General features: G+C 51.9%; 17 protein-coding genes. 13 read left to right on the plus strand and 4 right to left on the minus strand.

From position 1 onward, the window contains the following. Positions 1-12 precede the first annotated feature (12 nt). On the minus strand, positions 13-255 hold the full coding sequence (locus PUP29_RS12040; protein ID WP_079545486.1) for an MATE family efflux transporter: 243 nt from the start codon (positions 253-255) through the stop codon (positions 13-15). Between the two features lie 556 nt (positions 256-811). Between PUP29_RS12040 and PUP29_RS12045 the strand changes: the two genes are divergently transcribed. Beyond that, positions 812-1,654, plus strand: coding sequence for an SDR family oxidoreductase (locus PUP29_RS12045; RefSeq protein WP_353423444.1), 843 nt, complete (start codon positions 812-814; stop codon positions 1,652-1,654). A 110-nt stretch (positions 1,655-1,764) separates the two neighbouring features. On the opposite strand, the gene PUP29_RS12050 is transcribed toward PUP29_RS12045, so the two are convergent. Continuing rightward, on the minus strand, positions 1,765-2,325 hold the full coding sequence (locus PUP29_RS12050; RefSeq protein WP_079545483.1) for a nuclear transport factor 2 family protein: 561 nt from the start codon (positions 2,323-2,325) through the stop codon (positions 1,765-1,767). A gap of 228 nt (positions 2,326-2,553) precedes the next feature. On the opposite strand from PUP29_RS12050, the gene PUP29_RS12055 reads away from it, so the two are divergent. Then, positions 2,554-5,028 (plus strand): LuxR C-terminal-related transcriptional regulator, encoded by a 2,475-nt coding sequence (locus PUP29_RS12055; RefSeq protein WP_079545481.1) that lies wholly within the window; start codon positions 2,554-2,556, stop codon positions 5,026-5,028. 9 nt (positions 5,029-5,037) lie between these two features. Here the strand turns inward: PUP29_RS12055 and PUP29_RS12060 are convergent, their stop codons facing one another. Then, on the minus strand, positions 5,038-5,799 hold the full coding sequence (locus PUP29_RS12060) for an SDR family NAD(P)-dependent oxidoreductase (protein ID WP_353423445.1): 762 nt from the start codon (positions 5,797-5,799) through the stop codon (positions 5,038-5,040). Positions 5,800-5,856: 57 nt separating this feature from the next. Then, complete coding sequence (locus PUP29_RS12065; RefSeq protein WP_079545478.1) at positions 5,857-6,612, minus strand: SDR family NAD(P)-dependent oxidoreductase; 756 nt, start codon at positions 6,610-6,612, stop codon at positions 5,857-5,859. A 105-nt stretch (positions 6,613-6,717) separates the two neighbouring features. Between PUP29_RS12065 and PUP29_RS12070 the strand changes: the two genes are divergently transcribed. The 11 genes from PUP29_RS12070 (at position 6,718) to PUP29_RS12120 (ending at position 16,594) form a co-directional block, all read left to right on the plus strand. Beyond that, complete coding sequence (locus tag PUP29_RS12070) at positions 6,718-7,743, plus strand: N-acetylmuramoyl-L-alanine amidase (protein ID WP_079545476.1); 1,026 nt, start codon at positions 6,718-6,720, stop codon at positions 7,741-7,743. Between the two features lie 82 nt (positions 7,744-7,825). Next, entirely contained in the window at positions 7,826-8,824 is a 999-nt protein-coding gene (locus tag PUP29_RS12075; RefSeq protein WP_353423447.1) for a DMT family transporter, read from the plus strand. 31 nt (positions 8,825-8,855) lie between these two features. Continuing rightward, entirely contained in the window at positions 8,856-9,521 is a 666-nt protein-coding gene (locus tag PUP29_RS12080; RefSeq protein ID WP_079545473.1) for a response regulator, read from the plus strand. 25 nt (positions 9,522-9,546) lie between these two features. Then, positions 9,547-10,989 carry a sigma-54 interaction domain-containing protein gene (locus tag PUP29_RS12085; RefSeq protein WP_079545471.1) on the plus strand — a complete coding sequence of 481 codons (1,443 nt, stop codon included), beginning with the start codon at positions 9,547-9,549 and terminating at the stop codon, positions 10,987-10,989. A gap of 126 nt (positions 10,990-11,115) precedes the next feature. After that, positions 11,116-11,280: a hypothetical protein gene (locus PUP29_RS12090; protein ID WP_353423449.1), complete on the plus strand. Its 165-nt coding sequence runs from the start codon at positions 11,116-11,118 to the stop codon at positions 11,278-11,280. Between the two features lie 76 nt (positions 11,281-11,356). Continuing rightward, positions 11,357-12,805 carry a 4-hydroxyphenylacetate 3-hydroxylase family protein gene (locus PUP29_RS12095; RefSeq protein ID WP_079545469.1) on the plus strand — a complete coding sequence of 483 codons (1,449 nt, stop codon included), beginning with the start codon at positions 11,357-11,359 and terminating at the stop codon, positions 12,803-12,805. A 69-nt stretch (positions 12,806-12,874) separates the two neighbouring features. Further along, positions 12,875-13,192 (plus strand): NifU family protein, encoded by a 318-nt coding sequence (locus PUP29_RS12100; RefSeq protein ID WP_353423451.1) that lies wholly within the window; start codon positions 12,875-12,877, stop codon positions 13,190-13,192. Beyond that, a complete protein-coding gene (locus PUP29_RS12105) occupies positions 13,176-13,436 on the plus strand; it encodes a hypothetical protein (protein WP_079545467.1) in 261 nt (86 codons plus the stop codon). Before PUP29_RS12100 ends, PUP29_RS12105 begins: the two co-directional genes overlap by 17 nt. A 16-nt stretch (positions 13,437-13,452) precedes the next feature. Beyond that, positions 13,453-14,760: an acetyl-CoA hydrolase/transferase family protein gene (locus PUP29_RS12110; RefSeq protein WP_079545465.1), complete on the plus strand. Its 1,308-nt coding sequence runs from the start codon at positions 13,453-13,455 to the stop codon at positions 14,758-14,760. A 14-nt stretch (positions 14,761-14,774) separates the two neighbouring features. Further along, on the plus strand, positions 14,775-15,887 hold the full coding sequence (locus tag PUP29_RS12115) for a 4-hydroxybutyrate dehydrogenase (RefSeq protein WP_079545464.1): 1,113 nt from the start codon (positions 14,775-14,777) through the stop codon (positions 15,885-15,887). Between the two features lie 29 nt (positions 15,888-15,916). Then, on the plus strand, positions 15,917-16,594 hold the full coding sequence (locus PUP29_RS12120) for a response regulator (protein ID WP_079545462.1): 678 nt from the start codon (positions 15,917-15,919) through the stop codon (positions 16,592-16,594). The last annotated feature ends 9 nt before the right edge of the window (positions 16,595-16,603 follow it).

Genomic DNA, 16,603 nt, shown 5'->3' on the forward strand with positions numbered 1-16,603 from the left:
ATAAAATAGCATCTATAATTGAATAAGGGCATACCTGATATTAAAATTCCAGACAACAACGGTTCTTGATGCAGAGCAGAGGACAAAATTTTTTGCTCCAAAATAGCGGCTGACGATAACCGATACGCCAATCCCGCCGCCAAGCGCGACGCAGATAAAAATATTGGTTAGGGAATAATAAGACGCACCGACAGTGGAAAGTACATGTTCGCTGATGAAGCACCCAACGACCGCCGAGTCTACCATCGTATACATCTGTTAGAACAGGTTCCCAACGACGTGCAGAACGTTTACCACAACGCGGACTTGCCGGACGAAGAATAAAAAGGCGGTTGCAAAGCGTTTTTTGAACTGTGTTATTCTATATAGTACGGTGTGAATGACGAGATATACGCGGCAGTTAGCGATGTTCGGTATACATTTTGCGGCATTTGAGTCATGACGTACGGTCAGAACCTCTTAATGTTTTGTATCAAGGCAGAATATTAGGAGGTTTTTTGTTGTGGAAGCGAAAGCGGGAGTGAAAATGCTGCAACGGGTATGTGAAGCGGACGCAGGAACATGAGGAGAACCGTATGCGGGATGTTTTAAAAATCAGAGATATGATCTGCAGCGGCGATAAGCTCTTCAACGAGCGGCCGGGCAGGTCATGAATGCGGTGCGCGATATTATAGCAGGATGTACAGTGAAAAGCGCCGCAGGATCATTTTGATTGTAAACGAAAGAACGTGAATGGTAATTTTGTGTGATTCAATTTTGCAGCCGATTGATTATAATGATGCTATAAAGAATGAAGACGAGGAGAATCGGCATGAAAGATTATTTTGGATATGCAGGAAAAATATGTGTAGTGACGGGCGCAGCGTCCGGAATGGGAAGAGCGGCCTGTGAAATGCTGCTTGAGCTTGGGGCAAAGGTCTATGCGATGGATGTCGCGGAGATTACGCTGCCGGTCGAGCGGTCTATCCAAACGAATATAGCGGATAGAGAATCGATCGATCAGGCATTTGCGCAGATCCCGGATGTGATCGACTGCTTTTTTGGAATTGCAGGCGTATCCGGTGTGAAAACAGATTTTAAAACGACCTGTATGATCAATTTTATCGGACATAAATATATGACGGAGCAATATGTACTTCCACGTATGAAAAAGGGCGGAGCGATCGCGTTCATGGGTTCGCGGGGCGGAAAAGGCTGGCGGACGACCATTGAAGAATACCGTGCAATCGTAGAAGCGGCAGATTGGGAAGCCTCGGTAGCCTGTCTTGATGAAGCGGCGGCAAAAGCGGAGCAAAAAGGTTATGGGGATATGGCGGGACTAAAAGGTTATTATTTCTCTAAGCGTATGATGAATTTTTATGTAAAATATATGACGCAGCGGCTTGCGCTGCAGGGAATACGCATTAACATCATCTGCCCGGGTGCTACGCAGACACAGCTGACTGCCGAATGGGAAAGCGTTATGTCGCACGACCAGATGAAAGGAAAGAGTAAGCTGCGTTTTGCGCAGCCGGAGGAGATGGCGATGCCGATCGTATTCATGAACAGCAATATGGCGAGCTATATCAGCGGGATAGATCTTGCCGTCGACTTTGGACAAAAGGGCAGTGAGGATTACGCAACGCCGCTTCTTCCGGCAGATCCTATTTTATAAGACGGGAGGGAGCGGCGCTCCCTTTTCTGTTTCTTCTGGCAGAAAGGGTGACGTAAGAGGAAAAAAGAGGCCGAATGTTTTGCATACGGCCTCTTTTTTGCATTGACAGCTTATTTCTTTTCTTCCGGACAGCCGAATTTTGGCTCCGGCGGCCACGGACGGTCGAAATGCTCGCCCCATGCTCCGCCTGTTCCGGTCTGACCCGCGCATACGATATGCATATCCGTCGCGCGCCACTCTCCGTCGGCGTCACGGACGGCCTTGATCTCATATCTGCCGTAGGTGTACCGGTCCCCCGTTACGGGATAGTCCTTGAACGTGCTCCATGAATGGAAATAGGTATGCAGGACTGCTTTGTCGTTTGTCTCGAACCATACCTGCTGGTTGCCCATCAGGTGTGTTGCGGATTTTTCGTGCTGGTAAGCTGCGCCGAAGTAATCGGAAATAGCTTTGCGGCCCTTGATCGGCCCCAGAGCTGCGCTCCAGTAGACGCCGTCCTCCGTGAAGATGGACGAGATGCTCTCCGCGTCGAGCTTATCGCAATAATTGGCGTAATGAAACGGAATCGTTTTGATCTCTTCGATATCCAGCAATCGCTGGATCTTCTCTTCGAGAGTATTGCAGGGAGCGTCAGGCATTTTGCACATGGCGCCGTTTATGATCTCTTTCATGAATTTCACCCTTTCTGCTGAATGTTGGATAGATAATGAACCTTATCATTGTTACAAATTGTATCATATACAGGAAAGGCCGGGCATCACCTAAAAAGAATATTTTCGGGAGGAACAGAAAAAAGAAGTGGTATTTTTGTGTGATGGAACAGGAAACGGTCATGACGGAAGAACGTGATCTATGGTACAATAAAAAAAATACGTCATGAGGTAAGACGGGTCGGTCCTATGGCACATATTAAAATTTTAAAAAGAAAAAGGCTGGATGAAAAATTAAATGAGCTGCGGCAGTTCCCGCTTACGGTGGTGACTGCGCCTATGGGGTTCGGAAAAACGACCGCAGTCAGGACTTTTCTGAATGCGCGGGAAATTCCGTATATCTGGCTTGCCATGACGGAGTCCATACGAATCGCGGCGAGCGAATATTTCTGGTTTTTGCTGGTAAAAGGAGTCCGGCAGATCTCGGCGGATTTTGCAGATTCGCTTCAGGAGCTGGGTTTTCCGAACGACAGCGTGCAGATATCCAGAATAATAGACCTGATCGGGAGCAAGAAGCCGGAACAGGGGCTTACCGTGGTGATCGACGATTATTATCTGATCGAGAACGCGCAGATAGACCTGTTTTTAGAGCAGCTCGTTTTAGCGCGTATCCCGTGGCTCCATATCGTTCTTGTGGGCCGGAAGGTCCCGGAGATACATATTGAGGAACTGAAACTCAAGGGCTTCTGCTGCAGTATAGACGCGAGGGAGCTTTCTTTTACGGAGGAGGAGCTGGAAAATTATTTTGAATTGATCGGGTTTCGCGGCGGCGAAGCGGAGAAGCAAAAGATACGCTCGTATGCAAGCGGATGGATCGCCGCCATCTATTTGATGGTGACCAGTTTTTCGCGCAACATCAATCCGGAATTTCATCATTCGATCCACGCTATGCTGAAATCGTCGTTTTTTGATAAATATGATGCTCCTATGCAGGATTTTTTGCTGAAGCTTTCCTTTTTCGATAGGCTGACGGCTGAACAGGCAGTATATCTGTTTGAGGACGGGGAAGCGGTAAACAGACTTAACCGGCTGTGTGCGGAAAATGCGTTTATCATATTAGACGATGAGGGCTGGTATCGATTTCATCAGATATTTCTCGATTTTTTGCGGGAAGAGCGGCAGACGAGAAAGTTGAATGCCGGGCGGCTGATCGAACGTGCGGGAGAGTGGTATTCTGAGCAGGAGGACCACGTTTTGGCGTTCAAATATTGGATGATGGCAGGAAACCATGAGAAGATATTCGGAGAGCTGGAACGTACCGACATACGGAAAATCAATTCGATCGATAGGAAACTGATCGCGCGGGTATTCCGGAATGCAACGGAGGAGCAAAAGCATGCTTATCCTCTTGCGACGCTGAAATATATCTGGCTGGTGATCTTAAACGACCAAGAGAAAGGAGCGGAGATGCTGCGGGAATTTGAGGAATATTTCCGCAGTCATGATCACCCGGATTATACGCGGAACCAAATATTGGCAGAGAGTGCGATGGTATCTACGGCCGTTGCATTCAACGATGCGGAAAAAGTGATCGAATGCTCCAGAAAATCGCTGCGCCTGTTGGAGGGGAAAACGTCCATGATACGTAACCGAAAGAGCGTGCTGACGTATGGAACGCCGCATTTCACATACGCTTATTACCGGACGCCGGGAGAGTTCCGAAGGACGGTTGATGTCCTTGTAGACGGTTTCCAGAGCCATATCGACGCAACGGACGGCTGCGGGATGGGCTGCCGCAGCTTGGCAAGGGCGGAATACGCGCTTGAGACAGGTGAACTCGAGCAGGCGGAGCTGCCCGCTAAGAAAGCGCTCTATCAGGCAAATCTATGGGAACAAAGCTCGATCGCTATCTGCGCGCGCCTCACATTGGCACGGCTTCTTATACAAAAGAACCGCACAGACGAGCTTCAGGCTGTCCTGCGGGAGCTTGGCGATATGACGAAATCGGAGCTTAATCCGATCGTTGCCAATACTATAGATAATTGTACCGGATATATCTATGCCTGTCTCGGGCAGGCGGAAAAAATACCGGGCTGGCTGCGCAACGGGGATATGACGGCCTATACCTCCAAAACGCAGGGGATGGCGTTCAATTATATCGTGTATGGAAAGGCGGTATTGCTGACGGGCGATTATATGCAGCTCGAAGTACTGACGGAGACGCTCGAAAAACGGTTCGAGACGTTTTGCAATCAATTGGGATATATCCACAACCACATCCACCGCTCGGTGGCGAAATATCATATTTATGGCATGATGGAGGGCATAAAGGAGCTGCAGAAGGCGATCGATATTGCACGGCAGGACAGTATCGTCATGCCATTTGCAGAAAATGCAGAATGGCTTCTGCCCATGCTGAAAAGCGGACTGCTCGATATGGATAAGCCGTTCGCAGGAAGGCTGCTTGAGCTTTGTGAAAAGGGAAGCGGGAACCGCATCGAAAATGCGACGGGGCTCTCTGCCCGGGAGATCGAGGTGATATTGCTGCTGGAAGCAGGCAAAAGTCAGAAAGAGATCGCAGACCAGTTGTGCATTTCACCCAATACAGTAAAGCGGCATATCCAAAATATTTACCAAAAGCTGGACGCGACGAACCGCATGTGCGCGATCAAACGGTTCCGCGAGCGGAGCGAGACGTCCGAGCGGCTCGCAGGACAGGAATAAAAAGGCGGCCTATTTCATGGCGTCCCACAGCGTCATGACTGAACTGGCCGGAAGCAGCTTTGCGAAAAAAAGATGGAGCTTATTGAAAATACCGTAGACAGAAACATCGCGTCCCCTTTTCGCATCGCGGATAGCGCGCCTGACGACGTTTTCCGGCTGTGAGGGGAAGAAAAAATTTTTGACCGCACCTGCATCCGCATTTTGCCGTGCGACATCAAAAAACTCTGTTTTTGTCCAGCCGGGACATACGGCGGTCACAGTCACGCCGCGCTTCCCGAGTTCGCGGTTGAGTGCGCGGGAATAACTCAAAACAAAGGCCTTTGCGGCAGCGTAGATATTCATATCCGGAAGCGGCTGAAACGCCGCAGTAGACGCGACCTCCAAAATGTGTCCGCCGGGCTCCATATAGGGAATGGCGGCGAGCGTTATCCAGACGAGCGCGCGCACGTCAAGGTCGATCATCGCAAGAGAATCCGTTTCGCTGACGGTGCTGAAATCGCCGAATTTGGCGAAGCCGGAGGCGTTTATAAGCCAATGGACGGAGGGAGCGCTCTCTGAAAAAGCCTGTTTGAGCGTATCGATACTTTCGGAGTGCGTAAGATCGAGCGCGAAAATACGCAGGGGTGTTTTCAGCTCCTGAGCCAGCTCCTCGAGGCGGTCTGCCCGGCGGGCGACCACCCATATCTCGTCGAGCCTTTCAGAGGCCGCAAGCTGCACTGCAAATTCTTTTCCCATCCCGGACGAAGCGCCCGTTACGATACCGATCTTCACGTTTTGTTCCTCCCTTAGGCTTGCTTTATTCATAAACGGAAGAAGAAAAAACAAACGTTATTTTCCTTGCTTTCCCCTTTGGATAGAGTAAGCGGCTTTAGCAACGAGACTATCCGGAAGGAGCTTCGCAAAGAAACGCGCGGCTTTCATCAGCGCGCCGGGAACGATTACCGTTTTGCCTGCGAACATCTTTTTGACAGCGTAGGCTGCAACGCAAGCTGAAGACAATCCTCCTACGGAAAACCGGACGCCGGCCGTATCGTTGAATTCCGTGTCGACAGGGCCGGGACATAACGCGCTGACGGATACGCCGCAGCCTGTTTTTTTCAATTCTTCGCGGATACCCTGCGTGAGCCGCAGAACGTATGCTTTGGAGGCATAATAGGCTGCGAACAGGGGGCCGGGCATAAAACCGGCTGAAGAAGCGACATTAAGGATATATCCCCGGTCTTTCCGAATAAAATCTTTCAGAAACAGCTTGGTCAGGATATGTACGGAAACGATGTTGACGTCGAGCATATTGAGTTCGCGCGTAAGGTCTGTTTCGTTAAATGCGCCGAAAACACCGTATCCGGCGTTATTGACGAGGACATCGATATCCTCGCCGCGCGTTTCGCTGTAAAGACGCAGACATTCCTCGCGAACGGAAAGATCTGCTGTGATGATGCGCACGTTTGTTTTGACCTCTTCTTTCAATGCTGACAGCCGATCTCTTCGCCGTGCGCAGACGATAAGGTCATAACCGCGTTTTGCAAGCTCAAGAGCGATATCGCGCCCGATCCCCGAGCTTGCTCCTGTAATGAGTGCTTTCATAAATACCTCCGTTGTTAGTGCCGCTTTTATTATAACACGGCGGAGCGGGATTGTGTATTGCGTCCGGTACGGCTATAATGACGGTAGAAGAAAGGATAGGAAAGAATGAAAAAATTTTTTGTTATATTGCTGTGCGCTGTGTTTTGCCTGAGCCTTGCAGCCTGCGCGCAAAATACAGAAGAAACGGTACGCCAGCCTGAAAGAAAGGAGGCGGCGGAAAACACAAAACCATCTCAGGATGCGGCTGCTCCTACACCTGCTCCGACGCCGACGCCAATGCCGGTCTTGAAAAGCGGAATGCAAAACGAGGCTGTCCGGCAGCTCCAGCAGCGGCTGGGAGAGCTTGGGTATCTGGATATTGAGGAATATACGGAGAAATTCGGCCCGGCGACCGAACGTGCGGTTCGCCTTTTTCAGCGGCAAAACGGGCTTTCTGAAGACGGAATTGCCGGAGAAGAGACGCTGGCGCGCATTTATGCGGATGACGCAAAGGAATGCGCTCTGCCGCTTGCAGGCATAAGGATCGGTCTTGATCCCGGGCACCAAAAACAGGGAAACTCTGAGCAAGAGGCTGCTGCGCCCGGCTCGGCGGTAACAAAAAATAAGGTGACCTCCGGAACGGCGGGGAAGAATACCGGTACGCCGGAATATCAGGTCAATCTTGCGGTGGCGCTGAAGCTGCGTGCGCTTCTTGAGGAAAACGGAGCAGAGGTAGTGATGACACACGAAACGGCAGATGTAGATATCTCTAATCAGGAGCGTGCCCGGATCATGAACGATGCGGGTGTAGACCTTGCGCTTCGGCTTCATTGCGACGGAGTGGACGACGCTTCGGTGCGCGGAGCAATGATGCTCGTTCCGGCCGGCGAGTATACAAAAGAGATCGAAACACAGAGCCGCGCCGCAGGTGAGGAAATTTTTGCCGCCTATTTGGAGGCAACGGACGCACGCGGCCGCGGAGTCATTGCGCGGGACGACCAAACCGGGTTTAACTGGAGCACGGTACCGGTGTGCAATATCGAGATGGGATGCCTGTCGAACGGTGAAGAAGAAGCGCTGCTTATTTCAGAGGAATATCAGGAAAAATGCGCGCAAGGCCTTTTGACCGGTATTCTGCGCTGTTTCGAATGAGAGAAAATAGAGATAGAATGTGCGCGGCATATAGGCTGCCCTTTACTTCTTTTCCGTTCCGGCGTATGATAGAGCGTGGAGTTTGGAAAGGAAGGAAGTCGTTTTTGTGAAAAAGGGCTGGCTTTATATTGCCGCCGCAACGATATTGTTCAGTACGCTTGAGATCGTGCTCAAGGAGATAGCCGGAGATTTTAATCCCATGCAGCTCACGATGACGCGGTTTCTGGCGGGCGGGATTTTTCTGCTCCCGTTTGCGGTGCGCGCGGTAAAAACGAGAGGCGCGCGGATAGAAGCGCGGGATTTTCGTTTTTTTGCACTTTTAGGACTTCTCGGGATCGCCGTCAGCATGACGTTTTATCAGCTTGCGATCATGGACGCCAATGCGTCGGTCGTTGCGACGCTGTTCAGCTGTAATCCGGCTTTTGTGATGCTGTTTGCAGCGCTGCTGCTGCATGAAGTGATCTGCCGCAGAAATCTTATTGCGATCGCGCTGGAGGTTTTCGGCATCGTCTTTATCATCAATCCTTTCCACATGCAGACAGAACCGAACGGGATCATTCTGACGCTGCTTTCTGTATTGACATTCGCCCTGTATGGCGTGCTTGGAAAGCGCAAATGTGCGAAATACGGAGGAGCAGCGGTCACCTGTATGAGCTTTCTGTTCGGAGCTGCAGAGCTCCTTGCGTTTGCCGGGTTCAGCCATATCCCGCCGTTTGCCGAAGCGATGACGGCATGCGGGCTCGACGCGTTCGCCAATATTCCGTTCCTGACCGGATACAGCATGGATAACCTTTGGCTCGTGCTCTATGTCTATATTGGAACGACCGGAATCGGCTATGCATCTTACTTCACTGCGATGGAGAAAACGTCTGCGAACACGGCGTCGCTGATCTTCTTTTTCAAACCGGTTCTGGCAGCTGTTCTCGCATTTTTTGTGTTGCATGAAGCGATCCCGTATAATATGGTCTGGGGGATCGTCCTGATCTTGGCCGGGTCACTCGTCAATATTCTGCCCGGCTTGCTCTTCGCGCGCGGAAAGCAGGCTCCCGCAGCGGAGGCGGCGGAAAAGGGGCTTCATTGACACAGCTTTTAAAATTTCATACAATTGACATATGGAGAAAAGACGATACAGGACCGTGATCGTGGATAACGATCCCATGGCATCGTATATCAGCCGGGAATATCTGGAGCGTGACCCCCGGTTCACCGTAGCAGGAGAATTCACGGACGGCCGAAAGGCACTGTGTTTTTTGCGCGGAGAGCAGGTAGACCTCATCCTCCTCGAGCTTTGTATGCCCGATTTTTCCGGGGAAGAATTCATGAAAGAGCTTTTGAAACAGGATATAGCTGCAGACGTGATACCGGTAACGGCGGCACGGACGGGAGAGCGCTTTGTGAGCGCGCTCCGGCTGGGAGCGGCTGATTTTTTGATGAAGCCGTTTACTTACGAACGGTTCCGGGAATGTCTCGACCGGTATGCGCAGCGTGCGCGTATCGCCGAAGGACTTAAAACGACGGATCAGGAGGCGGTCGATCATCTGCTTCATGCGCATGGAGCGGCTGCGGGCGGAGGAAGCGGATGGGAGAAACGTATCATGGAATACTTTCAGAATTCTTGTACAGGACGGTTTACTGCCAAGGAGATCGCAGCAGCGCTCGGGTTTTCCGCTGTTACGGCACGGCGGTATTTAAAACAGCTTGCGGACGCAGGGCGTATCGTCGGAGATATCGATTATCAAACGGGCGGGCATCCCTGTACCGTATACCGGCTGCCATGATGGGCGGCGCCGGAAGGAGAGGTTTATGAAAAAGAGAGTTCCGGCCTATTATGAAAAAGGCGGAGCGACAGAGCTCCTGACTGATCTTTCAAAAGCAAAAAGCATTCTCGACGTGGTGATCGGAGGGTCTTACGACGGGATCTATATTACGGATGGGAACGCAAATACGCTCATGGTCAATGAATCCTATGAGATCATTTCGGGCCTCAGGCGAGAGGACGTGCTTGGGAAAAATATGCGTGACCTCGTTAAGGGCGATATCATCAATGTATCGGGAACCCTGATGGCGATCGCATCCCGCGAGCCTGTAACGCTGGAGCAGGAATTCAAGACGGGAAAACGCGCAGTCATCACCAGCACGCCGACGCTTGACGAATCGGGAGAGGTCGTTATGGTCATCACGAACGTGCGGGACGTGACGGAGCTTCACGAGCTGAAGGACAGGCTGAAGAGAAATGAAGAGACCTCCGAAAAAAATGCATCTGAGCTTGAGGCGATGAGGCGCCAGATCATCGGGGACGGCGAGCTTGTGGTGCATGACCCGGAGATGCTTTCGGTGATGCGGCTGCTCGGGCGTGTAAGCAGATTGGATACTACCGTTCTTCTTATGGGAGAGACCGGAACGGGCAAGGACCGGATCGCTTCCTATATTTACCGCAACAGCAGCCGGAGCAAGGAACGATTTATCAAAGTGAACTGCGGCGCGATCCCGCCGTCTCTGATCGAAAGCGAGTTGTTCGGCTATGAACGCGGAGCGTTTACGGGAGCGAACCGGGAAGGGAAAATGGGCCTTTTTGAGGTCGCGGATAAGGGAACGATTTTTTTGGATGAAGTAGGAGAGCTCCCGCTCGATATGCAGGTAAAGCTGCTGCGTGTTTTGCAGGAGCAGGAGATCGAGCGGATCGGTTCGAATAAGCCGCTTAAGGTGGACGTGCGCGTGATCGCCGCAACGAACCGCAATTTGCAGGAAATGCTGCGGGAAAAGACGTTCCGTGCAGATCTCTATTACCGCCTGAACGTATTTCCTGTAACGATCCCGCCCCTCAGAGAGAGAAAGAAAGATATCATACCGCTTGCCGAGCGTTTTCTGGGAGAGCTGAACCGCAGGTATAATATGAATAAATATCTGACCGCTTCCGGTCGGGATGCACTTTTGGAGTACCGCTGGCCGGGCAATGTGCGCGAATTGAAAAATGTGGTGGAGCGCGCGATGGTCATGAGCAGTACGGAGGATATATCGGCGGGAAATTTCTTTCTGCATACGCCGCCCGCGGCCGGACTTCCGCAGGAGTACGGAGAAGTGGACCTGAAGGCGGTAACTGAACGCCTCGAACTGGATTATATCGAGCGCGCCTACCAGAAAGCAGGAAATGTGCGCGCGGCGGCAAAAAGCCTCGGCATGGACGCTGCGACTTTCGTGCGCAAAAGGAAGAAGTATCGCGAAAAATACGGGTCGTTGCAAAAATAAAACATGTTGCAAAAATAAAACGGTAGAAAAAGAGCGCGAAAAAGCGTTCTTTTTTGCATATGCAATTTTTATGCCAGACAAATTCGTTGCAAAAATAAAACGTTTTCAAAAACCGGGAGAATCAGAATGGGGATGAAGAGAATCGGGGATGAACAGAAACAGGAATTTTTTACAGAATATGTGAAGAAAAAAGATGTTTTCATTGATTTGGACAGGCTTTATTGGCAGCAAAATAAAAAAAATTTAAAATTTGAGAAAAAATTCACATTTTTTTATCGCTTGGCACGATAATTGCATGTATAATAATAGAGGAAGTAAACCGGCATGGGCCGGAAAGGAATATAAGAATGGAAAGGGAGAAAGAAAAATGGCACTCATGACAGGCGAAGAATACATCGAAAGTATTCGCAAGATCAAAATGGAAGTTTATATGTTCGGGGAAAAGATCGAAAGCCCGGTGGACGATCCGATCCTGCGGCCCTCTCTTAATTCGGTCCGCATGACGTACGATCTGGCGCAGATGCCGGAATATGAGGATTTGATGACGGTCACGCTGGAGGACGGGAGGAAGATCAACCGCTTTACGAATATCCACCGCAACACGGACGACCTCATCAAGAAAGTAAAAATGCAGAGGCTGCTTGGACAGCAGACGGCGGCCTGCTTCCAGCGCTGCGTAGGTATGGACGCGTTCAACGCGATCTACAGCACAACGTTCGAGACCGATAAAGCGTATGGAACGAATTACCACGAGAACTTTTTGAAATTTATGCGTTACTGTCAGGATAACGACCTCACAGTGGACGGCGCTATGACGGACCCGAAGGGAGACCGTTCGCTCGCACCGCATGCGCAGCCTGATCCGGATATGTATCTGCACGTAGTGGAGCGCCGCCCGGACGGTATCGTCGTGCGCGGAGCAAAGGCACATCAGACGGGAATGCTCAATTCTCACGAGGTGATCGTGATGCCTACGGTATCCATGAAACCGGAGGACAAGGATTATGCGGTGTCCTTTGCGGTACCGTTGGATACGCCTGGACTCTTTATGATCATCGGCCGCCAGTCCTGTGATACGCGTAAGCTGGAGGGCAGTGAGCTTGATGTAGGGAACTCGGAATTCGGCGGTGTAGAAGCGCTGACGATCTTCGACGATGTATTCGTTCCGAACGACCGCATTTTCCTCAACGGGGAAACGGAATTCGCGGGTATGCTGGTCGAGCGTTTCGCGGGCTATCACCGTCAGAGCTACGGCGGCTGCAAGGTCGGCGTGGGCGATGTGCTGATCGGCGCGGCGGCGGTCGCGGCAGACTACAACGGCGCGGCGCGCGCTTCGCATATCAAGGATAAGCTGATCGAGATGACGCACCTCAACGAGACGCTGTATGCGTGCGGCATCGCGTGTTCGGCGGAGGGACATAAAACGGAATCCGGGAACTATATCATCGATCTGCTGCTCGCCAATGTGTGCAAGCAGAACGTGACGCGTTTCCCGTACGAGATCGTCCGTCTCGCGGAAGACATTGCGGGCGGCATCATGGTGACGGCTCCGTCGGAAAAGGACTTCCGCGATCCGAAGCTCGGCAAATATGTTGAGAAATATCTGAAAGGCGTAGAGGGCGTTTCCACGGAGAACCGCCTGAGAATTCTGCGCCTCATTGAAAACCTCGCGCTCGGGACGGCGGCGGTAGGCTACCGCACGGAATCCATGCACGGCGCGGGCAGCCCGCAGGCGCAGCGCATCATGATCGCGCGGCAGGGCAACCTTGCGATGAAGAAAGAGCTCGCGAAAAAAATCGCACATATCAAGGAGTAATTTTGCTGCATACGTTGGCCGCGGACGGGGCTTCTGCCCGAGCCGCGGCCTGTATGCAGAGATGGGGAAATGATGATGCAGACAGAGCTGCTGAAAAAGGTGGAACGGGTACTGGAAGAAAAGGTGCGCCCGGAGCTCGGCGGACATGAGGGGAATATTGAGGTCGTATCGCTTGAGGACGGAATTCTGAAGGTCCGCTTTTTGGGAAAATGCGCGGGCTGCCCCTCCGCTTCTCTTACGCTTGAGTCGGTGGTCGCATCGGAAGTACAAAATGAAATACCTGAAATAAAAGAGGTCGTACTTGTGACGGGCGTGAGCGACGAAACGTGGAGCATGGCAAAAGAAATCTTGAGACAGAGAAGAGAAAAACGTGAAGATCGGAATTAAATATTGCGGGGGCTGCAATCCGCGTTATGACAGGACGGATATCGTGCGGCGCCTGCGGGGGGATATGCCGGGGGCGGAAATCGTATCCGCTGTGCCGGGAGCCGAACTGGATTATGCAGTAATCGTATGCGGCTGCACGAGCGCCTGCGCGGATGCGGACGGCATTACGGGAAAGCACGGAAGAATGCTTTTGACGAGCGGGGACGCTTATGAGGAGCTTCTGGAGCGGCTGAAACAATTATAAAAGGAGATAAGCTCAAATGGGTTGGAAAGAGATTTATCAGTCGAGACTGACGACTGCGGAAGAAGCGGTCAAAAAAATCAAATCAGGCGACCGTGTGGTCATCGCGCACGCGACGGGCGAGCCGGTTCATGTGACGGACGCGATGGTGGCGAACGCGGAGGCGTATGAAAACGTAGAGATCATCCACATGGTCTCTATGGGAAAATCGCTCTACTGCGCGCCGGGAATGGAAAAACATTTTCGCCACAACGCATTTTTCCTCGGCGGAACGACACGCGCGGCCTGCGCGGAAGGACGCGCGGATATCACGCCGGTGTACTTCTCAAAGGAGCCGGAGCTGCTGCGTACAAACTGCAAGCCGGACGTTGCGCTCGTAACGGTGACCCCGCCGGACGAGCACGGATATGTGAGTCTTGGAATATCCGTCGACTATACGATGGAAGCAGTAAAGCAGGCTGAGGTGGTTATTGCGCAGGTGAATCAATTCATGCCGCGCACGCACGGGGATTCCTTTGTGCATGTAAGCGAGATCAGCGATTTCGTGGAATTCGACGAGCCGATCATCGAGCTTCCGAATCCGAAAATTACAGACGTAGAGGAAGCGATCGGCCGCAACTGCGCTTCCCTGATCCATGACGGCGACTGCCTCCAGCTGGGAATCGGCGCGATCCCGGACGCGGTGCTGCTGTTCCTGAAAGATAAAAAAGATCTCGGGATACACAGCGAAATGATCTCGGACGGCGTGGTGGAGCTCGTGGAAGCGGGCGTCATCACCAATAAGAAGAAAACGCTGCACCCCGGCAAAAGCATCCTGACCTTTGCAATGGGAACGCGCCGTTTGTATGACTATCTGGACGACAATCCGGCAGTAGGCGTATATCCGGTGGATTATGTCAACGACCCGGTGGTGATCGCACAGAACGACAATATGGTATCCATCAACTCCTGCGTGCAGGTCGACCTGATGGGGCAGGTCGTTTCCACCTCCGTCGGGCACAAGCAGATCAGCGGCGTGGGTGGACAGGTAGACTTTGTGCGCGGGGCTTCGATGAGCAAGGGCGGCCGCAGCATCATGGCAATGCCCTCCACGGCAAAAGGAAAAATATCCAAGATCGTTCCGGTGATCGACGAGGGCGCAGCCGTTACGACTTCGCGCTATGACGTGCAGTTCGTGGTAACGGAATACGGCGTTGCGGACCTGCGGGGCATCACCCTGCGCGAGCGTGCGGTACGGCTGATCCGCATAGCGCACCCGGATTTCCGGCCGCAGCTGATCGAATTTTTTGAAAATAAATTTAAGTGTAAATATGAGGATCAGGACTGAGGAGGAGAAAGACTATGAAAGAATTATCGATCAAACCGGAAATATTCTCGTTTGACACCTGCAAGGAATTTTGCGAGGCATATCAGATCGGAGAGGGCGACCTTATCATCACCAACCAGTATATTTTCGAGCCGTATTTCGGCGGACTCGATATTAAAGCGGACGTGCTGTATCAGGAGAAATACGGCGCGGGTGAACCGTCCGACGAGATGGCGGAAGCGATGTATGCCGATATGAAAGGCGACTACAAACGTATCATCGCGATCGGCGGCGGTACGATCATCGATATTTCCAAAATTTTTGCGCTCAAGAACGTGAGCCCGATCTTAGACCTTTATGACAGAAAGGTGGAGATCGTCAAGGATAAAGAGCTGGTGCTCGTACCTACGACCTGCGGAACAGGAAGCGAAGTAACGAATATTGCGATCCTCGAGCTGAAGAGCCGCCACACCAAACTCGGCCTTGCGGTGGATGAGATGTATGCAGACAGCGCCGTGCTGGTCCCTGAGCTTTTGAAAGGTTTGCCCTTTAAATTTTTTGCAACGAGTTCGATCGACGCGCTGATCCACGCTCTTGAATCCAGCCTTTCGCCTAAGGCGACTTCTTACACGGAGATGTTCGGCTATCAGGCGATCGAAATGATTTTGAACGGTTATAAAGAGATCGCAAAGAATGGAGAAGACGCGCGCATTCCGCTCCTGAAGGATTTTCTGCTTGCAAGCAACTATGCGGGCATCGCGTTCGGCAATGCAGGCTGCGCAGCGGTGCATGCCATGAGCTATCCGCTTGGTGGAACGTATCATGTGCCGCACGGCGAGGCAAACTACTGCCTGCTGATCGGCGTATTCAAGGCATACATGGAGATCGATCCGAACGGGAAGATCAGAAAAATGAACCGCTTTATTGCAGACATTCTCGGCTGCGGCGAAGATGTGGTGTATGACGAGCTGGAAAAACTGCTGAACAAAATCATCCAGTGCAAACCGCTTCACGAATATGGCGTGAAGGAAGAAGAACTCGAAACGTTTACGGATAACGTGATGGAAAAGCAGGGGAGGCTCATGGCGAACAACTATGTGGAGCTTTCGCGTGATAAGGTATACGAAATATACAAGAAACTGTACTGATTGATGAAGGCTTGAGGAGAAACGCAGATATGTATCGTATGACGGTTTTGAAACATGGTCTTAGAAGACTGCATACACCGATGGCGGATACGATCGGCGGCTGTGAGTTCATTACGGAAATGATCCCGCTTGAAGAGGGGATATCGGCGGATTATTTTCTCGCGCATCCGGCAGATCTGATCCTGCTTGATCTATGCCGGAAGCCGGAGCTTGGTCTTTCCCTGCTGAAGCAGCTGCGGATATTAGGAGCGCGCAGTGAAGTGACAGCCTATATTGCAGAGGGGGACTGCGAAACGCTGCGGCGCGTGCTGCGGCTTGGTGTGGCGGATTGCCTTGTAGACCCGTTTGATACGAGCCGTTTTGAGCAGGCTGTCGAGCGTTTTTTGCGGCGCATGGACCTCGCGGGCAGGGAGGTGCTTACGCAGGAGGAGGCGGATACGCTTTACGGCAGCATGGGAAAGGCGCCGGAGCTTCCCAAAGGCCTGCAGAAAAAAACCCTGAATACGATACGCGCGGTCCTATCGAGCAGACCGGATACGAGCTTTTCCTGTGAGGATATCGTGGGAACGGTCAATCTTTCGCGTATCACGGTACAGCGGTACCTTTCCTATCTCCGGCAGGCCGGAGAGGTTACAGAGGCTGTTAATTACCAAACGGGCGGACGCCCGTGCGCGCTGTACCGCTGCAATCCGGGTGTATTTGCGTAAAAAAGGCTT

Source organism: Christensenella massiliensis (genome assembly GCF_040409835.1).
Classification (GTDB): Bacteria; Bacillota; Clostridia; order Christensenellales; family Christensenellaceae; genus Christensenella; species Christensenella massiliensis.